The 15682-nt window shown below is 70.7% G+C and carries 18 protein-coding genes; 6 read left to right on the top strand and 12 right to left on the bottom strand.

Annotated elements, in window-relative coordinates:
* Positions 1-74: 74 nt before the first annotated feature.
* Entirely contained in the window at positions 75-278 is a 204-nt protein-coding gene (locus tag CRYAR_RS47260) for a hypothetical protein (RefSeq protein WP_035851763.1), read from the top strand.
* Positions 279-482: 204 nt separating this feature from the next.
* Here the strand turns inward: CRYAR_RS47260 and CRYAR_RS16185 are convergent, their stop codons facing one another.
* The 3 genes from CRYAR_RS16185 to CRYAR_RS16175 form a co-directional block, all read right to left on the bottom strand.
* Complete coding sequence (locus CRYAR_RS16185; RefSeq protein ID WP_035851762.1) at positions 483-1238, bottom strand: ABC transporter permease; 756 nt, start codon at positions 1236-1238, stop codon at positions 483-485.
* A complete protein-coding gene (locus tag CRYAR_RS16180; RefSeq protein WP_035863208.1) occupies positions 1235-2143 on the bottom strand; it encodes an ATP-binding cassette domain-containing protein in 909 nt (302 codons plus the stop codon). Before CRYAR_RS16180 ends, CRYAR_RS16185 begins: the two co-directional genes overlap by 4 nt.
* A gap of 72 nt (positions 2144-2215) precedes the next feature.
* Entirely contained in the window at positions 2216-2488 is a 273-nt protein-coding gene (locus CRYAR_RS16175; protein ID WP_035851758.1) for a hypothetical protein, read from the bottom strand.
* A gap of 932 nt (positions 2489-3420) precedes the next feature.
* Between CRYAR_RS16175 and CRYAR_RS47255 the strand changes: the two genes are divergently transcribed.
* Complete coding sequence (locus CRYAR_RS47255; RefSeq protein WP_157017763.1) at positions 3421-3561, top strand: hypothetical protein; 141 nt, start codon at positions 3421-3423, stop codon at positions 3559-3561.
* Positions 3562-3566: 5 nt separating this feature from the next.
* Positions 3567-3743, top strand: a complete 177-nt coding sequence (locus tag CRYAR_RS16170) for a hypothetical protein (RefSeq protein WP_157017761.1) — start codon at positions 3567-3569, stop codon at positions 3741-3743.
* A 115-nt stretch (positions 3744-3858) separates the two neighbouring features.
* Here CRYAR_RS16170 and CRYAR_RS16165 read toward each other — a convergent pair whose 3' ends face one another.
* A complete protein-coding gene (locus CRYAR_RS16165) occupies positions 3859-4620 on the bottom strand; it encodes a DeoR/GlpR family DNA-binding transcription regulator (RefSeq protein ID WP_035851753.1) in 762 nt (253 codons plus the stop codon).
* 599 nt (positions 4621-5219) lie between these two features.
* Between CRYAR_RS16165 and CRYAR_RS16160 the strand changes: the two genes are divergently transcribed.
* The gene (locus CRYAR_RS16160) at positions 5220-5915 is read left to right on the top strand and encodes a helix-turn-helix transcriptional regulator (RefSeq protein WP_211247480.1); all 696 of its coding nucleotides are present in this window, start codon (positions 5220-5222) and stop codon (positions 5913-5915) included.
* 24 nt (positions 5916-5939) lie between these two features.
* On the top strand, positions 5940-6146 hold the full coding sequence (locus tag CRYAR_RS16155; protein ID WP_035851750.1) for a DUF5988 family protein: 207 nt from the start codon (positions 5940-5942) through the stop codon (positions 6144-6146).
* Positions 6147-6218: 72 nt separating this feature from the next.
* On the opposite strand, the gene CRYAR_RS16150 is transcribed toward CRYAR_RS16155, so the two are convergent.
* From CRYAR_RS16150 to CRYAR_RS16130, 5 genes are read right to left on the bottom strand one after another with little or no spacing between them, the layout of a single operon-like run.
* On the bottom strand, positions 6219-8261 hold the full coding sequence (locus tag CRYAR_RS16150) for an SDR family NAD(P)-dependent oxidoreductase (RefSeq protein ID WP_051570353.1): 2043 nt from the start codon (positions 8259-8261) through the stop codon (positions 6219-6221).
* Positions 8262-8309: 48 nt separating this feature from the next.
* Positions 8310-9365, bottom strand: coding sequence for a DegT/DnrJ/EryC1/StrS family aminotransferase (locus CRYAR_RS16145; RefSeq protein WP_035851746.1), 1056 nt, complete (start codon positions 9363-9365; stop codon positions 8310-8312).
* Positions 9366-9374: 9 nt separating this feature from the next.
* A complete protein-coding gene (locus CRYAR_RS16140) occupies positions 9375-10070 on the bottom strand; it encodes a 4'-phosphopantetheinyl transferase family protein (RefSeq protein WP_211247479.1) in 696 nt (231 codons plus the stop codon).
* A gap of 10 nt (positions 10071-10080) precedes the next feature.
* Positions 10081-10950, bottom strand: coding sequence for a metallophosphoesterase family protein (locus tag CRYAR_RS16135; RefSeq protein WP_035851745.1), 870 nt, complete (start codon positions 10948-10950; stop codon positions 10081-10083).
* A complete protein-coding gene (locus tag CRYAR_RS16130; protein ID WP_035863174.1) occupies positions 10950-11726 on the bottom strand; it encodes a thioesterase II family protein in 777 nt (258 codons plus the stop codon). Before CRYAR_RS16130 ends, CRYAR_RS16135 begins: the two co-directional genes overlap by 1 nt.
* A gap of 140 nt (positions 11727-11866) precedes the next feature.
* On the opposite strand from CRYAR_RS16130, the gene gmd reads away from it, so the two are divergent.
* Positions 11867-12877, top strand: coding sequence for a GDP-mannose 4,6-dehydratase (gene gmd / locus CRYAR_RS16125; protein ID WP_035851743.1), 1011 nt, complete (start codon positions 11867-11869; stop codon positions 12875-12877).
* A 24-nt stretch (positions 12878-12901) separates the two neighbouring features.
* Here the strand turns inward: gmd and CRYAR_RS16120 are convergent, their stop codons facing one another.
* The 3 genes from CRYAR_RS16120 to CRYAR_RS16110 are packed head-to-tail and all read right to left on the bottom strand — an operon-like array spanning position 12902 to position 15670.
* Entirely contained in the window at positions 12902-13102 is a 201-nt protein-coding gene (locus tag CRYAR_RS16120; RefSeq protein WP_035863166.1) for a 4Fe-4S domain-containing protein, read from the bottom strand.
* Positions 13103-13110: 8 nt separating this feature from the next.
* The gene (locus CRYAR_RS16115; protein ID WP_035851741.1) at positions 13111-14307 is read right to left on the bottom strand and encodes a cytochrome P450; all 1197 of its coding nucleotides are present in this window, start codon (positions 14305-14307) and stop codon (positions 13111-13113) included.
* 25 nt (positions 14308-14332) lie between these two features.
* Positions 14333-15670: a glycosyltransferase gene (locus CRYAR_RS16110; protein ID WP_035851739.1), complete on the bottom strand. Its 1338-nt coding sequence runs from the start codon at positions 15668-15670 to the stop codon at positions 14333-14335.
* Between the last annotated feature and the right edge of the window lie 12 nt (positions 15671-15682).

Below are 15682 nucleotides of genomic sequence, written 5' to 3'. Positions count from 1 at the left end.
AGGCGTCCAGGCGCTCACGGCCGCGGGAGCCCGCCGGCACCGACCCGGCGCTCATCCAGCAGTGGGCCGCCGAAGTGCACGCCGAACGGGTCCAGGCGGAGGCCAAGATCCGCGAGCTGACCGGACGCCAGCGGATGACCAGCGAAGAGATAAATGCGCTGGTCAACGCACTAGGCGGTCTCCGCCGCATCCCGATCGACGCCGACCCGATCGACCGAGCACAGGTCTACCGGAGCGGGCGCGTGGCGGGCACGGCTAACGGTCTCGTAGCGGCTTGAGTAGCCGCCTTATCGCGTACTCCGCGCCCTACCCCAGCTCCGGCGCCACGGCCGCCGTGGGCGGACACGCGCGCAGAGAACCGTCGCGCGTGCACAGACGCCGATCGTCGGCGTGGCGGCTCGCTCCGGGCCGGGCGTCCGCGCGCCCGGCCCACCACGTCGTTCCGTACCACCTGGAGCCGCGCGCCAGCGCGACCGGCCGACTCACACGTCGCGACGTCGCACGACCAGGAAGGCGACGGCCAGCACCCCGACGATCGCGGCGCCCATACCGGCCAGGTTCCACCACGGGTGGGGGAAGTCCGGATCCGCGACGGTGCTCAGCGCGGCCGCCCCGCCGAGCGTCGGCCAGATCGCGAACAGGTCCTGCATCCACGTCGGGAAGATGCCCGCCAGGGCGGGAACCAGGAAGACGATGCCCACCAGGGCCGTGAGCGCGCCCGCCGTGGCCCGCATGATCGCGCCGAGCCCGACGGCCAACAACGCGATCAGGGCGAGGTAGACCCCACCGGCCAGCACGGCGCGCAGCACGCCGGGGTCTCCGAGCCCTGCCTCCGGTACGTCCTGACCGGCGATCAGCGGTTGTCCGATGAGGAAGGCCGCGAACATCAGCACCTGGCCTGCCACCACGGCCACGAGAACGGCGATCACCACCTTGGCTCCCAGCACGCGGTGGCGGCGCGGTGTGACGGCCAACGTCGAGCGGATCAGACCGGTGGCGTACTCCGACGTCACGATCAGCGTGCCCAGTACCCCGACGATCAGCTGGGCGACGATATAGGCGGTGAGGCTGTGGGCAGTCGGGTCCCACGACGCGCCGGCGTCCGCGTACGCCGCTGCCGCGTTGCCCGCGGACAGGGCGGTGATGCCGAGACCGACGAAGAAGAGGCACGCCAGCGTCAGCCAGCTGGAGCGCAGACTACGGAACTTGACCCACTCCGACTGCAGCGCGCGGTTCATGCCACTACCCCCTGGTACTCGACGCTGTCGCTGGTCAGTTCCATGAAGGCGTCCTCCAGCGACGCCCGCTGCGGAGTGAGTTCGCTGAGCACCAGGCCGAGACCGGCCGCGGCCGCGCCGATCTCCCCGGCCGTCACGCCGGACACCACCAGCGAGGACTCGAGCCCGTTCCGCACGGTCGCGCCCGCGGCGGTGAGCCGGAGCGCCAGGGCGCCCGGGTCGTCGACCCGGACCTGGACCGTGCCGCCGCCGGCGGCGCGCATGAAGTCGCTCATCGGGGTGTCGGCGATGAGCTTGCCCCGGCCGACGACGACCAAGTGATCGGCGGTCTGTGCCATCTCGCTCATCAGGTGGCTGGAGACCAGCACACCGCGACCCTCGGCGGCCAGTGAGCGCATGAGCTCGCGGACCCAGCGGATGCCTTCGGGGTCGAGCCCGTTCACCGGCTCGTCGAAGATCAGGACCGGTGGGTCGCCGAGCAGAGCCGCCGCGATGCCGAGGCGCTGCCGCATGCCGAGCGAGAACTCGCCGGCCCGTTTGCGCGCCGCGCTGTCCATTCCGGTTCGGGCCAGCACCTCGTCGACGCGTCGCCGGGGGAGGCCGTTGCTGACCGCGAGCGCCAGCAGGTGGTCGTACGCCTTCCGCGCTCCGTGCACCGCGCCGGCGTCGAGCAGCGTGCCCACCTCGGTCAGCGGCGTCGGGAGGTCGCTGTACCGGCGGCCGTCGATCGTGACGGAGCCGCCGTCCGGGGCGGCCAGTCGCACGATCATGCGCATAGTGGTGGTCTTTCCCGCACCGTTCGGGCCGAGGAAGCCGGTGACCTGCCCGGCTCGCACGGTGAACGACAGGTCGTCCACCACCGTCGTGGAGCCGTATCGTTTCGTCAGTCCAGTTACGTCGATCATCGCCATGCCGGTGATGCTGACGGGCCCGCCTAGCCGCCGTCGCAGAGCTTCTGTGAGAACTCTGGGAAGCCGCTAGTACCTCCGGAGACGACCTTCTTCGGCGCCGGTCGGGTCAAGGAGCACCAGCACACCGCTCGATAAGCCCGCCATCGCGGTCACGGCGAGCCAGCCACCCACTGGAGCGCCGTCGCAGCCGATCAGCGCGCTCGGGCCGTCGGTGGCCAGCGGCGACGTCGGGGTCACGGTCCACCGGTCTCCCTGGCCGTTGCAGCCGTCCGAACCCGTCCGGGTGCCGTCGTCCGCGAACTCGACGAACGCCGCTCCGCCGCCACTGGCGGGGTCCATCGGCCCACGAGTATCCCGGCCTCGACGGGAGGCAACGTGGTCGGCAGCCGGTGGACGCGGGTGAGTTCGACCCGGTCCTTCTCGGTGACCACCGGCGGATCGGCCTCGGACGCGGCGACGTTCGGCCCGGCCCTCGGGCTGCCCGGACAATCGCGACACCGGTGCCGATCGCTGCGCGTACCGCGATCCACCCACCGGCACGAGCACGCGCGGCCACCCTGCCGGGCGTGACGTCCCCCGTGCCCGGCCCGCGCCCCCTGGTCGCCGAGAAGACCCGCCAGGCCGTCGCCCGCTCGACGTGGCGCACGGGGGTCGCCGGCTTCACCGCCTGGAACCCGACGCGACCACGGCGTTCAACGTCGCCTGGATCTTCGCCCTACGCCGCGCCGGACACAGCGTCGCGCGCATCGTTCGCATTCTTGACGACGCCGGCATTCCCTGCCCGTCCGGCCACGACCCCGAGCGCAACCCACCCCGCTGTACGGTTCGGCGACCGCCGATGGACATCCGGCACAGATCGGGTTGTCTTCCCCAACATCGCGCACCCCGGGTTGGTCTTCATCGCCGCCCGAGCAGTCAACACCGTCTCCGCCCAAGCCGACAGGAGCCCGAAAGCCTCGGCACCGCACGAAGCGATACCCCCACCAGCGAAAACACCGCTCGTGGGGGTTGACGTGTCCGAGGACCGAGCCGAACCATGAGCCCACCGCCGCTGGTGTTGACCAGCGAAATGGCGCCGCACTGAACGGTGGGTGGGTCAGCTGCCCAGTCTTCGATCCATTCCGCGACTGCCTGCTGAGTGCGTTCGATCGCGTCGGTATCGACGCCTGTGGCGGTCCAGTCCTCTGCATCGAATCGCCGGGGATGAGCAGCGACGTCAACCACCGCGGCATCTACATCCTCGCGGCGCCGGTGTTCGCGGCGGCCGGAATGTGCGCCACGATCGCGGCCGTCGCACCGAGCGGATGCTGCCCGCGGCGCTGGACTCCCGCGAGGCCACGGCGCTGAAGGCCGCCTGCGAGCGGCTCACCAAGGAAATGGGTGGCACGTGGCCCGAACCAGGTGAGGAGTGACGGACATGCCGACCAGCACCGACACCCCGGGGCCGGTCGACACCCGGCTGACGTCGGGCAGCCTCGCCTCGCGGGCGGCGCGTACCGGGGCGATGACGCCGCTGGGCCGGCTCGGGTTACCGTCCGACGTCGCGGCGATGGTTCTGGCGCTCACCACGGTCCCTTTGTCACCGGTGAGGTGATCCACGTCGACGGTGGCATCAACCTCGTCACCCACGTCGACGTGCCGCGCGACGACGCGTGACCCGTCCCGGCTCTCGAAGCCGGGACGGGACAGCCGGGACGGGACAGCTGTGATCACGCGCGATAGACCTGAGGCCCTACTCGCATGTACCGCTCGGCCTCCTCGCCGGGTAGCGCGGCGTCGGTCACGATCGCCTCGAGGTCGGGTATCTCGGCGAAACGGCAGAAGCTGCAGACACCGAACTTCTCGTGGACCCCGATGAACACGCGCCGTCTCGAGGCTCGGACCACCTGCGCCTTCACGTCGGCGACGGCCGGGTCGGGAGTGGTGAGTCCGTGCTGGAGCGAGATGCCGTTCGCGCCGAGGAACGCCAGGTCGATGTCCAACCCCGACAGCATGTCCGTGCCCCAGAAGTCGACAGTGGCCAGCGTGCGGCCGCGCACCCGGCCGCCCAGCAGAATCACGCTGACGGCGGTGTTGTGGGCGAGGGCCGCGGCGGCACCCAGCGAGGCGGTCACCACGGTGAGGGGTCGATCCTGGGGCAACTCCTGCGCGATGAGCTGCGGAGTGAAACCCTCGTCGATGAAGATCGTGCGTGCGCTGCCGATCCGTTCGATCGCCGCCGACGCGACCCGGCGCTTCTCGCCGAGATAGCGGGTGGTCCGGGTGGCCAGACTGGTCTCGAAGCGGGCTGTCTCGACCGGATAGGCACCGCCATGTGTCCTCTTCAGCAGACCGCGGCGTTCCAGTATGCGGAGATCACGCCGAATCGTCTCGGGGGCCACCGCGAGATCCGCGACCAGCTTCGCGACGTCGGTATATCCCGCGCTGCGTGCTGTGGACAGGATGCGGCGTTGTCGTTCCGAGTGGTGCACCGTTGCTCCCCCTCGTCCTTTGTGGGTGTCGAGTGTCTACACGACAGAATGTTGGTATGTCTCGGAAATCCTCTGTGTAAGCGTGTTCGCCGACCCCCGACGGCGACAGCACGTGACTCCATGTTGTCGCCGCGGCGACCGGATATTGCCTAGTCATTGGGGGCGCCCGGCCGAGCGGCAGCGGAGCACCGCGTCCTCTCCACGACGGAACATCTCCGGCGCCGGGCGCGAATCGGGCACGATCGGGCCGCCCAGCAGGCCCATCCGGGCACTCCCGCGCTCCCGCGGACCGCATCTCCGCTCGTAAACGGGCATCACACCAACACCGGACTAGGCAAAACCGGGCGTTGATAGCTCAGCTGTGAGCCTGTTCACATCGCGGACGAGTGCTAGATAATTCTTCGTACGGAAAGAACTCGGGCTTATCCGGAATAGGGAGGTCGGAGTGAGCGCCAGCGCCGGAGCCGGACGCCCGAATATGCGTCGGGTGACGTACAAAAAACGGATCGTGCGCGCCGGGCGTTGAACGGATTCATTCGTTCGAGCACCGTGGCTTTCCGGACCTCGGGAATCCTCTCTTCACGAAGGGCTGGTGAGTCATGGCTGCCCGCACCACCGAACTCGAGACCGACGATTTGTACGCGAACGCGATGACGTCTCTGCAGGCCACGCGAATCGACCCGGCTCGAGCTCGCGTCCGAGCAGGCCGTCCCGGCATGTGCGTAGCCAATTTGGACCGCAAAAGCACGATCATCGACGTGAACGTCGAATTGGTTCGGCAGTTCGGTCGAGCATCGTGGGAGATCTGCGGTCAGCAATTCTGCGATTTACTCCATCCCAGCTTTCGCGAGAAAATCGCCGAGCAGTTCGGCCGGCTCGCAACCGGCCAGCGGGTGCGATTCGACGAGACGATGATCGTCCTCCGTCCCGACGACACCGCTTTCGCCGGCGAGCTCACCGGGATCGCCGTGACCGGCAGTGCCGGAATGATCGAGAAAATCGTCGTACTGTTCAGCCCCGACGCCGGGAACGACGATCAGCAGCTGGCCCGTCGCCAGCAGTTGCTCACTTCGATGGAGACTCGCGTCCTCGAGGGCGTCGCGGCCGGAGTGTCCACGGTGCAGCTCGCCTCCGCGCTGTTCCTCAGCCGCGGTGGCGTCGAGTACCACGTCGCCATGCTGCTGCGGAAGCTGAAGGTCAACAACCGCCCCGCGCTGGTCTCGAAGGCCTACTCGATGGGCATCTTCCGGCTCGGCTCCTGGCCTCCCCGCGTGTTAACCGACTTCACGATCTGACCCGGACCTGGGAAGGAGCACGACGTGACCACGTTTGTTCTGCTCGACGGTGGACCGCACGAGTTCCTCGGTACGAGCTACCGCGTGGATGCGGGCGGCTTGGAAAGCCGGATCAAGATCGCGCACGGGAACGGCTACGAGCATTACACCCACAACGGGACCTTCCGAGTGCTCGACGGAGAACAACTCCCGGTATTCGTCTGGTGCGACCGCACCCGGATCGCCGAATGAACTGACCCACGACTGAGCTGACCCACGACGGCAAACGCCCCGATCGTCATCACGGACGATCGGGGCGTTCCGCTATACCAGCCGGTCGAACAGCGGCGGCACCGGCAGGTCGGCCCACGCGTCGACGCGGAACGGCGCGATCAGGGCCTCGTCGCTGCCGATCGCCAGGTCGAACAGCCGCAGCGCGGTCTCCCCGCTCTCCCAGGCCAGCGACAGACCGGGAAGGCCCAGCCGTTGCCGCTGGTGCATCAGGGCGTCGAGCCCCGCGCTCGCCGCGGCGTCGGCGCCCCGCCCCGGCGTGCCCAGCAGCCCGGCCGGAGAGGACAACACGACGAGTGGCGCGTCGCCGACCAGCTCGTGCAGGTGCCAGGCGACGTCGAGCTTGGCGCGCAGCGCGCTCCCCAGCTCATCCGGGGTCAGCGACCCGACGGCCCCACCGTCCAGGGGGCCGGCGACGTGAACCACGGCGTCCACCGGGTGCGTGGTGAGCAGCGCGGAGAGCGCGCGCCGATCGGCCACGTCACAGACCACGACGTCGACGCGCGCGCCGGACGCGGTCAACTCCCTCCGCAGCGCATCCGTGCCCGGCGCGGCCGGACCGGCCAGCACCAGGCGGCGCGTCCCCCGGGCGGTGACCAGGTACCGGGCGATGTCGCGCCCCAGGTGTCCGGTGCCACCGGTGACGAGCACCGTCCGGTCGGTGTCCCACCCGTGCGGGATCGTCAGCACGACCTTGCCGGTGTGTTCGCCCCGGCTCAGGTGCCACAGCGCGTCCCGGGCCCGGCGCACGTCGAACGCGGTGACCGGCAGGGGGTCGAGCACGCCGGCTGCGAAGAGCTCGGCCAGCTCGGCCAGCATCGCGGAGACGATGTCGGGCCCGGCGTCGAAATACCGATTCTCGAACACCACGTCGAACCTGGTGGTCGGCCACCTCACGGCGATGCGGTCGTCCGGCAGGCCCAGGTCGCGGAGCACGTCCCAGGTGGATTCGGCGGCGGTCACGTAAACGTCAGCACCGAGATGCTGAGCCAGCTGGATCGCGGCCGTGCCCGCCCCGCCGGCGCCGTCACGGACGAGCACCGACGCCCCCGGAGCGACGTCCGCCAGCGCGTAGTAGGCGGTCAGGAACGCGACCGGAACGGTCGCTGCCTGCTCGAACGTCCAGTCCTCGGGTACCGGCAGCAGCAGCGGTTCGCTGCTGAGCGCCACCGGGCCGAAACACGCGTCGGCCAGCCCGGTCACCCGGTCCCCGGGACGGAGGCCGGCAACCTCCGGGCCGACGTCGAGGACGATGCCCGCCGCCTCCCGGCCGAGGTTCCGGAACCTGCCCGACGCGTCGCTGGGGTTGACCCCGCCCGCCCGGACCGAGATCCGGACCTGCCGGCCGGTGAGCGGCGCACCGACCTGCGGGCACGGCAGCAGGGTGAGGCCGTCCCCACCGCGCGTGAGGCGCCACGGTGTCGCGCCGGGCGGAGGCAGCAGGCCGCCACCGTCGTCGAGCGCCTCCAGGCGGGGCACCAGCACGCTCCCGCCGCGGACCGCCGCCTGCGCTTCACCGGTGGCCGTCACCGCGGCCAGCACGCTGAGCAGCGCGGGCTCGTCGGCCTCCACGTCGACCAGCACGACCCGCCCCGGATGCTCGTTCTGCGCCGCGCGCACCAGTCCCCAGGCCGCCGCGACGGCGACGTTGACCGGCGCGCCCGGCTCGACCGCGACCCCGAGGCGGGTCACGACGGCCAGCCGCGAACCGGTGTACCGACGGTCGGACAGGAACGCCCGGAGCGGGCCGAGCACGCGGGCGCACACGCCGGACGCGTCGCACGACTCGTCGGTCTCGACGACGACCAGGTCGGGCACCCGCCCGCCGGCCGGCTCGGGCAGAGCGCCAGCCGCGGTCACGAAGCCGGTCCGGAAACCGGCCGGGAACCCCGCCCCGGACCCGCGCACCTCCACCCACCGCACCCGCAGCAGCTCAGGCGCCGGGCCGGGACGACGGGGTGTCCGGGTCACCGGTGCACCGGTGACGGCGCGGCTGACGCCATAGCGGCGAGGGCGTTCGGTCTCCTTCCGCGACGCGTGCAGCACGCCCGCGGCCTCGTCAGCCGGCGTCGTCATGATTCGCTCCAGGAAGTCGCGGCGGCGGCGCCGCGGTCGGACCGGCCGTCAGGGCCGGTAGAAGGACCGGATGTGGCCGACGATGATCTCCTGGTCGGCCTCGGTGAGCTCGGGGTAGGTCGGCAGGTAGAGGCCGTCCTCACTGAACGCCGCGGCCTTGAGTTCCGGCCACCCGGCGTCGAAGTACATCGGTTGGCGGCTCATCGGTTTGAAGAACAGCCGCGTCTCGACGCCGTTCTCGGCCAGGTGGGCCTGGAGCTGCGCGCGCCGCTCGACGCGCACGTCGTACATCCAGAGCACGTCGCGGGGCGGCATCAGCGTCACGCCCGGTATCCCGGCGAGCGCGGCGTCGTAGTACTTCTCGATCGCCCGCCGCCGGCTCAGGATCTCGTCGATCCGCTCGAGCTGCGCGCTCGCGAGCGCGGCCTGGAGGTTCGTCATCCGGAAGTTGTAGGCGATCTTCTTGTGCAGGAAGCTGTGGTCCTTGGTGAAGGCCATCGCCCGCAGGTGCGCCATCTGCTCGGCCAGGCGCGGCTCGTTCGTGATGCAGATGCCGCCCTCCCCCGCCGTGATGATCTTGTTGGCGAACAACGAGAAACAGGCGACGTCACCCACCGGTCGCACGCCGTGCGACTCCGCCGAGTCCTCCACGACCCGCAGGTTGTAGTCGTAGGCCAGCTCCATGATCGCGTCCATGTCGCACCGGCGGCCGTAGACGTGCACCGGCATGATCACCGCGGTCCGGGACGTGATCCGGGCCTCGATCTTCGTGACGTCGAGGTTGAGGTCGTCGCCGCAGTCGACGAACACCGGCGTCGCGCCGACGTAGTTCACGGCCCACGCCGAGGCGATCATCGTGAACTCGGGCACGATCACCTCGTCGCCGGGCCCGACTCCCAGCGCGGCCAGCGCGACGGTCAGTGCCGCCGTCCCCGACGAGCACGCGACGCCGTGCGCGACGCCGTTGTACTCGGCGAACGCGGCCTCGAACCGCTTGATCTCCGGGCCCTGCGACGAGATCCAACCGCTGGCGATCGCCTCGCCGACCAACTGTTGTTCCCGGTCGCCGAGCCAGGGCTTGGAGACCGGGTAGGCGTAGCTCATCGTGCCTCCTCAAGCTGCGACGACGGACGGGGCGGGCACGACGATGGCGGAGAGCACCAGACCTCGCGCCTGCAGCCAGCGACCGCTGAATTCGGTCAGTTGCCCGGCTGGGGTGGCCGGGCCCGGTACCAGGAGGCGAGCGGTGAACGTCCGCCCCACCGGGTCGAAGTCGACCGTCGCCTCGGAGAAGTCCAGCGGTGCGCGCATCAGCGGAAACCAGGCTTTGTAGACGGCCTCTTTGGCGCTGAACAGCATCCGGTCCCAGGCGATCCCGGGTGCCTGCTGAGCCAGTGCGGCGAGCGCGGCGCGTTCGGCCGGCAGCGAGATCACGTCCAGCACGCCGTCGGGCAGCCGCTGTGCGGGTTCGGCGTCGACGCCGATCGTGATCACGTCGTGTGCGAGGGCGACCGCGCACGCACGGTAGCCCGCGCAGTGGGTCATGCTGCCGACCACTCCGGCCGGCCAGGCCGGTGCGCCGCGATGGCCGGGGACGATCGGCGCCGGTGCTACCCCGATGCGGGTCAGGGCGGTGCGCGCGCAGGACCGCACGGTGGCGAACTCGCGCCGGCGCTTCGGCACCGCCCGCGCGATCGCCGCTTCCTCCGCGGGGTACAGGCGCACGTCGGCGCGGTCGGTGAACGTCTCCTCGGCCGCGACCGTCGACGGCGTGAGCCGCTCGAGCAGCCCGGCCAGCGTGGTGAGCACGGTGCCGGCCCTACCGCTGCGCACCGACGCGGGCCGGCGTCGACGGAGCCCGCGTGCCGAGCACCCGGCGCAGCCGACCGGCGGCACCGGGCCGACGCCGCCATTCACGGGGATAGCCCACCGAGACCTCCTCGAAGCGCACCCCGTCGTGCCAGGTCACCCGGGGTATGTGCAGATGGCCGTAGATGACGGTGCGGGCACCGAACCGGACGTGCCAGTCGGCCGTCCTCGTCGTGCCGCACCACTGCGCGAACTCCGGGTAGCGCAGGATCCGCGTCGGGGCGCGCACCAGCGGGAAGTGGTTGATCAGGACGACCTCCCGATCCGACGGCAGCTCGGCGAGCCGCCGTTCGGTGCGCTCCAGCCGGTCGGCGCACCAGGCCTCCCGGGACGGGAACGGATCGGGGTGCAGCAGCATCTCGTCCGTGCACACCACACCGACCTCGTACGCGCGCGCCAGCGACTCGGCCTTCGTCCGCACCCCGGGGACGAGGAAGCTGTAGTCGTAGAGCACGAAGAGCGGCGCGAGGACCACCGGACCGTCGGCGCCCGTCCAGACCGCGTACTCGTCCTCCGGCGAACTCACGCCGAGCTCGCGGCACAGCTCGACCAGCGCGTCGTAGCGTTCGACGCCGCGCAGCTGCACCGGATCGTCCGGAGGGGTCCAGAGTTCGTGGTTGCCCGGGCACCAGATGACGCGCTCGAACCGTTCGGCCAGCACCCCCAGCGCCCACCGCACGTCCTCGAACCGTTCGCCGACGTCACCGGCGACGATCAGCCAGTCCGACGCCGACGTCGGGCGCATGTCACGCACGATCTGCCGGTTCTCCTCGTACGCGACGTGGAGATCGCTGATCGCGTACAGCGTGCCGGCGGGCACTAGTGGGCTCCGATCGTCGTCGGGCGGACCTTCGCCAGCTCGGCGGCGACCACGTCGCCCACGGCCGCGGCGTGGCGGTCCAGGTAGAAGTGGCCACCCGGGTACGTGAGGACCCGGCAGGTGCTCTCGGTGTGCTCGCACCAGCGCTGCGCTTCGGTGACCGTCGTCTTCGGATCGTCGTCGCCGGTGAGGACGACCAGCGGGACGGTGACCCGGTGCCCGCTGTCGACGTAGGTCTCGACCGCCTCCAGGTCGCCGCGCAGCGTGTCCAGCGCCATCCGCAGGATGTCGTCGTCCTCCAGCAGCGCGGAGCTGGTTCCGTTGAGCTGCCGGAGCTCGGCGAGCAGCCGGGCGTCGTCGCCGCGGTAGGTCTGCTCGTCCCGGAGCGCCGAGGGGGCGCGGCGGCCGGAGAGCAGGAGCGTCTGTGGGTCGGCCAGGCCCTTCTCCTCCATCCGCCAGGCGCACTCGAACGCGAGCACCGCTCCCATGCTGTGCCCGAAGAACACCGTCGGCACTTCGCGCAGGCGCAGCAGCTCCGCGGTGACCAGGTCGGCGAGTTCGCCGAGGTCACGGAGGACCGGCTCGCGCCGGCGGTCCTGCCGGCCGGGGTACTGCAACGCCACGACGTCGACGCCGGGCGAGAACCGCGCCGCCACCGAGTTGAAGTAACTGGCCGAACCGCCGGCGTGCGGGAAACAGACCAGCCGCACGTCGGCGCCCTCAGTGGGCTTGTAGCGCCGGATCCACGACGTGGTCGCGGTGTCGGAGATCGTCACGGTCGGTCCCTTCGCCGGTGGCACGGGCAATCGGCTGCCCGTCCACCCCGGAGTGAAGCCTGGAACTCCCGCGAAAATGACCAGTTCCTCGCGCCATCATCTGGTCGTTTCCCCATCCGGACCGGCCTCAGACTGCGCCGGTGACCGTTGCCCTGATCACTGGAATCACCGGCCAGGACGGCAGCTACCTCGCGGAGCTGCTGCTCCGCAAGGGTTATGAGGTACACGGACTGAAACGCCGGTCGTCGTCGTTCAACACCGACCGCATCGACCGTTTCGACTCCGACCTCTGGGATCCCGACGCCGGCTTCTTCCAGCACTACGCCGACCTCGCCGACGGAGCGTCGCTGGCCCATCTGCTCTGCCGCATCCAGCCCGACGAGATCTACCACCTGGGCGCGCAGAGCCACGTGCGGGTCTCGTTCGACCTGCCCGGCTACACCACGGACATCACCGGCATGGGCACCGTCCGCCTGCTGGAAGCCATCCGGGTGGCCGGCCTGGACTGCCGGTTCTACCAAGCGTCCTCGTCGGAGATGTTCGGCGCCACTCCCCCGCCGCAGTCGGAGACGGCGCCGTTCCATCCGCGCAGCCCGTACGGCTGCGCGAAGGTGCTGGGGTACTGGGCGACGGTGAACCACCGCGAGGCCTGGGGCCTGAAGGCGACGAACGGCATCCTGTTCAACCACGAGAGCCCCCGCCGCGGCGAAACGTTCGTGACGCGCAAGATCACCCGGGCGGTGGCGCGGATCGAGGCCGGTCTGCAGGACGTGCTCTACCTCGGCAACCTCGACGCGATCCGGGACTGGGGGTACGCCCCGGAGTACGTCGAGGCGATGTGGATGATGGTGCAGCACCCGGAGCCGGACGACTTCGTGATCGCCACCGGGGAGGCGCACTCGGTACGCGAGTTCGTCGTGGCGGCCTTCGCACAGGCCGGCCTCGACTGGGAGCGGTACGTCCGGATCGATCCGAGCTACTACCGCCCGTCGGAGGTGGACGTGCTGATCGGCGACGCGAGCAAGGCCGAGCGGGTGCTGGGCTGGACACCGAAGACCCGGTTCAGCGACCTGGTCCGGATCATGGTCGACGCGGACCGGCAGCTGCTCGACGACGAGCGCAGCGGACGCCTGGTGCGCGTCGACATCTGACGCGGGCGGACGCCCCCCGGGGGATCAGCCGGGGGCGACGTCGACGTGGACCGAACGCGAGGGGCACGTGCGGCCGGCCAGCCGGACCGCGCTCTCGGCGTCCGGGGGTGGCGCGTCCTGGAGCAGTCGCACGATGCCGTCGTCGTCCTGGTCGAACACGTCCGGGGCGGACAGCACGCACTGGCCCGCGCCGACGCAGGTCTCCACGTCGGCGCGCACGCGGATAGCGCCCGTCACGGCGTGTCCCGCTGCCAGCGCACCGGCAGCGCGTGCAGGCCGTAGAGCACGCCGTCGTACTTGTACGGCAGGTCCTCGACGGGCACCGCGAGCTCCAGCGTCGGGATCCGGGTGAACAGCGTGCGGCAGAGGACGTCCATCTCCAGGCGCACGAGGTTCTGGCCGAGGCACTGGTGCACGCCGTAGCCGAACGCGACGTGGCCGTGCGCGGGCCGGCCCGGATCGAAGCGCTCCGGGTGCGCGAACACCGCGGCGTCGTGGTTCGCCGACGCGACGAGCGGCACGATGCCCTCGCCGGCTTTGATGAGCTGCCCGCCGATCTCCACGTCCCGCACCGCCACCCGCAGCGCGACGAGGTCCGCGACCGAGCAGAAGCGCAGCATCTCCTCCACCACCCGCGGGTCGCCGATCCACTCGGCGTTCTGCAGCAGCGTCAGCACGCCGAGCGAGATGTTGTTCGCGGTCGTCTCGTGCCCGGCGATGAGCAACAGCATGCCGACGCCGGACATCTCCTCGGGCGTCATGTCGCCGTTCGCCAGCATGCGGCTGAGCAGGTCGTCGCCGGGGCGCCGCCGCTTGATCGCGATCAGCCGGGTCAGGTACCGCAGCAGGTCACCGGCGGCCTTCTCGCGCTGCGCGTCGGTGGACGACATCGTGACCAGGACACGGGTCTTCGCCTCGAAGAAGTCGCGGTCGACCCGGGGCACCCCGAGCAGGCTGGAGATCACCAGCGACGGCACCGGGAGAGCGAGGTCGGACACGAGGTCGGCGGTGTCCCCCGCGGCGAGCATCGCGTCGATCCGGTCGTCGACGATGCCCTGCACCGCCGCGGTCATGTCCCGGACCCGCCGCACGGTGAACTCGGGGATGAGCGCCTTGCGGAACCGGGTGTGGTCGGGCGGGTCGAGCGCGACGAACCAGCCGGGCACCTCGTCGGTCGACGGCACCCCGCCGGTGCGCTGCGCGTTCGGGAAACCCTGGTGCGTCGGGTTCGAGCTGATCCGCGGGTCGCTGAGCACCGCGCGGACGTCCTCGTGGCGTGACACCAGCCAGACGATCGCGCCGTTGAGCAGCTTCGACCGCACCAGCCGGTCCTGCTGCCGGTAGCCGGCGTAGGACTCCGGCGGGAACGACTGGCCCGGCTGCCGCAGCGGGAAGTCGACGAGTGCGGTCTCGGTCTCGGTCTCGGTCATCGGTTCGCTCCGGTCATCAGCGCGCTCATCGCATCGACGGCGTCTCGAGGATCAGGTCAGCCGCGGCAGGCACACCGCCGGCGGACCGCTGGGCGCGGCCGAGGTGGTCGGCGCGCTCGGTGAAGGACGGCTCGGTCAGCAGCCGGGTCAGCGCGGTGTGCAGCGCATCGGCGGTCAGGGCGTCCACGGTGAGGCCGACGCCGCTGTCGGCGACCCGGACGGCGTGGTCACGCCCGTCGAGCCAGAGCGGCCGGATCAGGAGCGGCCGTCCGAAATACAGGCCCTGGTTGACGCTGTTGCTGCCGCCGTGGTTGACAAACGCGCGGACGTGCGGGTGGGCGAGGACCTCGGCCGGCGAGCGGACCGCGTCGACCACCCGGAGGTTCGGCGGCAGGTCGCCCAGCAGCGCCTGCTGCGACGGCGGGAGCTTCCACAGCACGCTGTGGTCGCCGAGCCGCCGGGCGGCCTCGGTGACGGCGACGATCTCCGCCTCGGTCAGCCGCATGCCGGAGCTGAACGACACGAAGACGACCGAGCGGTGCGCGTCGAGCCACGTAACCACGTCGTCGGCGGGGCCGTCGGGCACCGGGGGCACGGCGGCGCCCAGCATCCGCAGCTTGTCCGTCGCGTCGAACGGGTATTCCAGGCCGAACACCGAGAAGCAGAGGATCAGCTCGACCTGATCCATGATCGCGGCCGAGTTGAGCACCTTGGCGTCGATGCCTGCGGCCTTCCGGGCCTTCTCGAACGCGATGCTGTGCTTGAGGACGGTGCCGTCGAGGAACATCGTGCGTTTGCGCCGCCGGAACCGGCGGTTCGCCTGCTGCTGCCGGGCGTCCATCCGCAGTGGCAGGCCGGTGCCGGGCGCGGGGTACTCCGGGGGCAGCGTCGCTTTCAGCACGTCGCTCGGCAGGCACGGCGCCACGAGCACGAACGGGATGTTCCGGGTGACCGCGAGGTGCACCGCGTGCATGTTCAGGTTGTTGATGACAAGCAGCGCGGGCCGGATTTCGTCGACGGCGGCCGCGAGCCGGTGGTACCGCGCGTAGTGGCCGTCCAGGTCAAGTGACTGTTTGACCCGGGCCAGGTAGGCCTTGAACGGTTCCGGCTGGGTCACGGCACGGTAGGTCCGGTCGTCGTAGTTCGTGACGACGTCCCGCGGGTTGACCTCCCCCATCGAGAGGAACCGCACGTCGGTCTTGTCGGAGGCCGCTTCGACGTCGCCGCGCCGGTTCTCGTCGGTGGCGAACCAGAGGTCGTCGACGCCACGCCCGGCCAGCTCGCCGGCGAGCAGGACGTGGGGGTTGAACACACCCGCCGACTCGGTGCACGAGAACAGGATCGGGCGTCGCGTCGCGTCCATGCCGCCAGCCTC

It is taken from the genome of Cryptosporangium arvum DSM 44712 (assembly GCF_000585375.1).
GTDB classification, from domain to species: domain Bacteria; phylum Actinomycetota; class Actinomycetes; order Mycobacteriales; family Cryptosporangiaceae; genus Cryptosporangium; species Cryptosporangium arvum.
The sequence above is the reverse complement of the archived record's forward strand: the minus strand, read 5'-3'. Positions and strand labels throughout refer to the sequence as shown.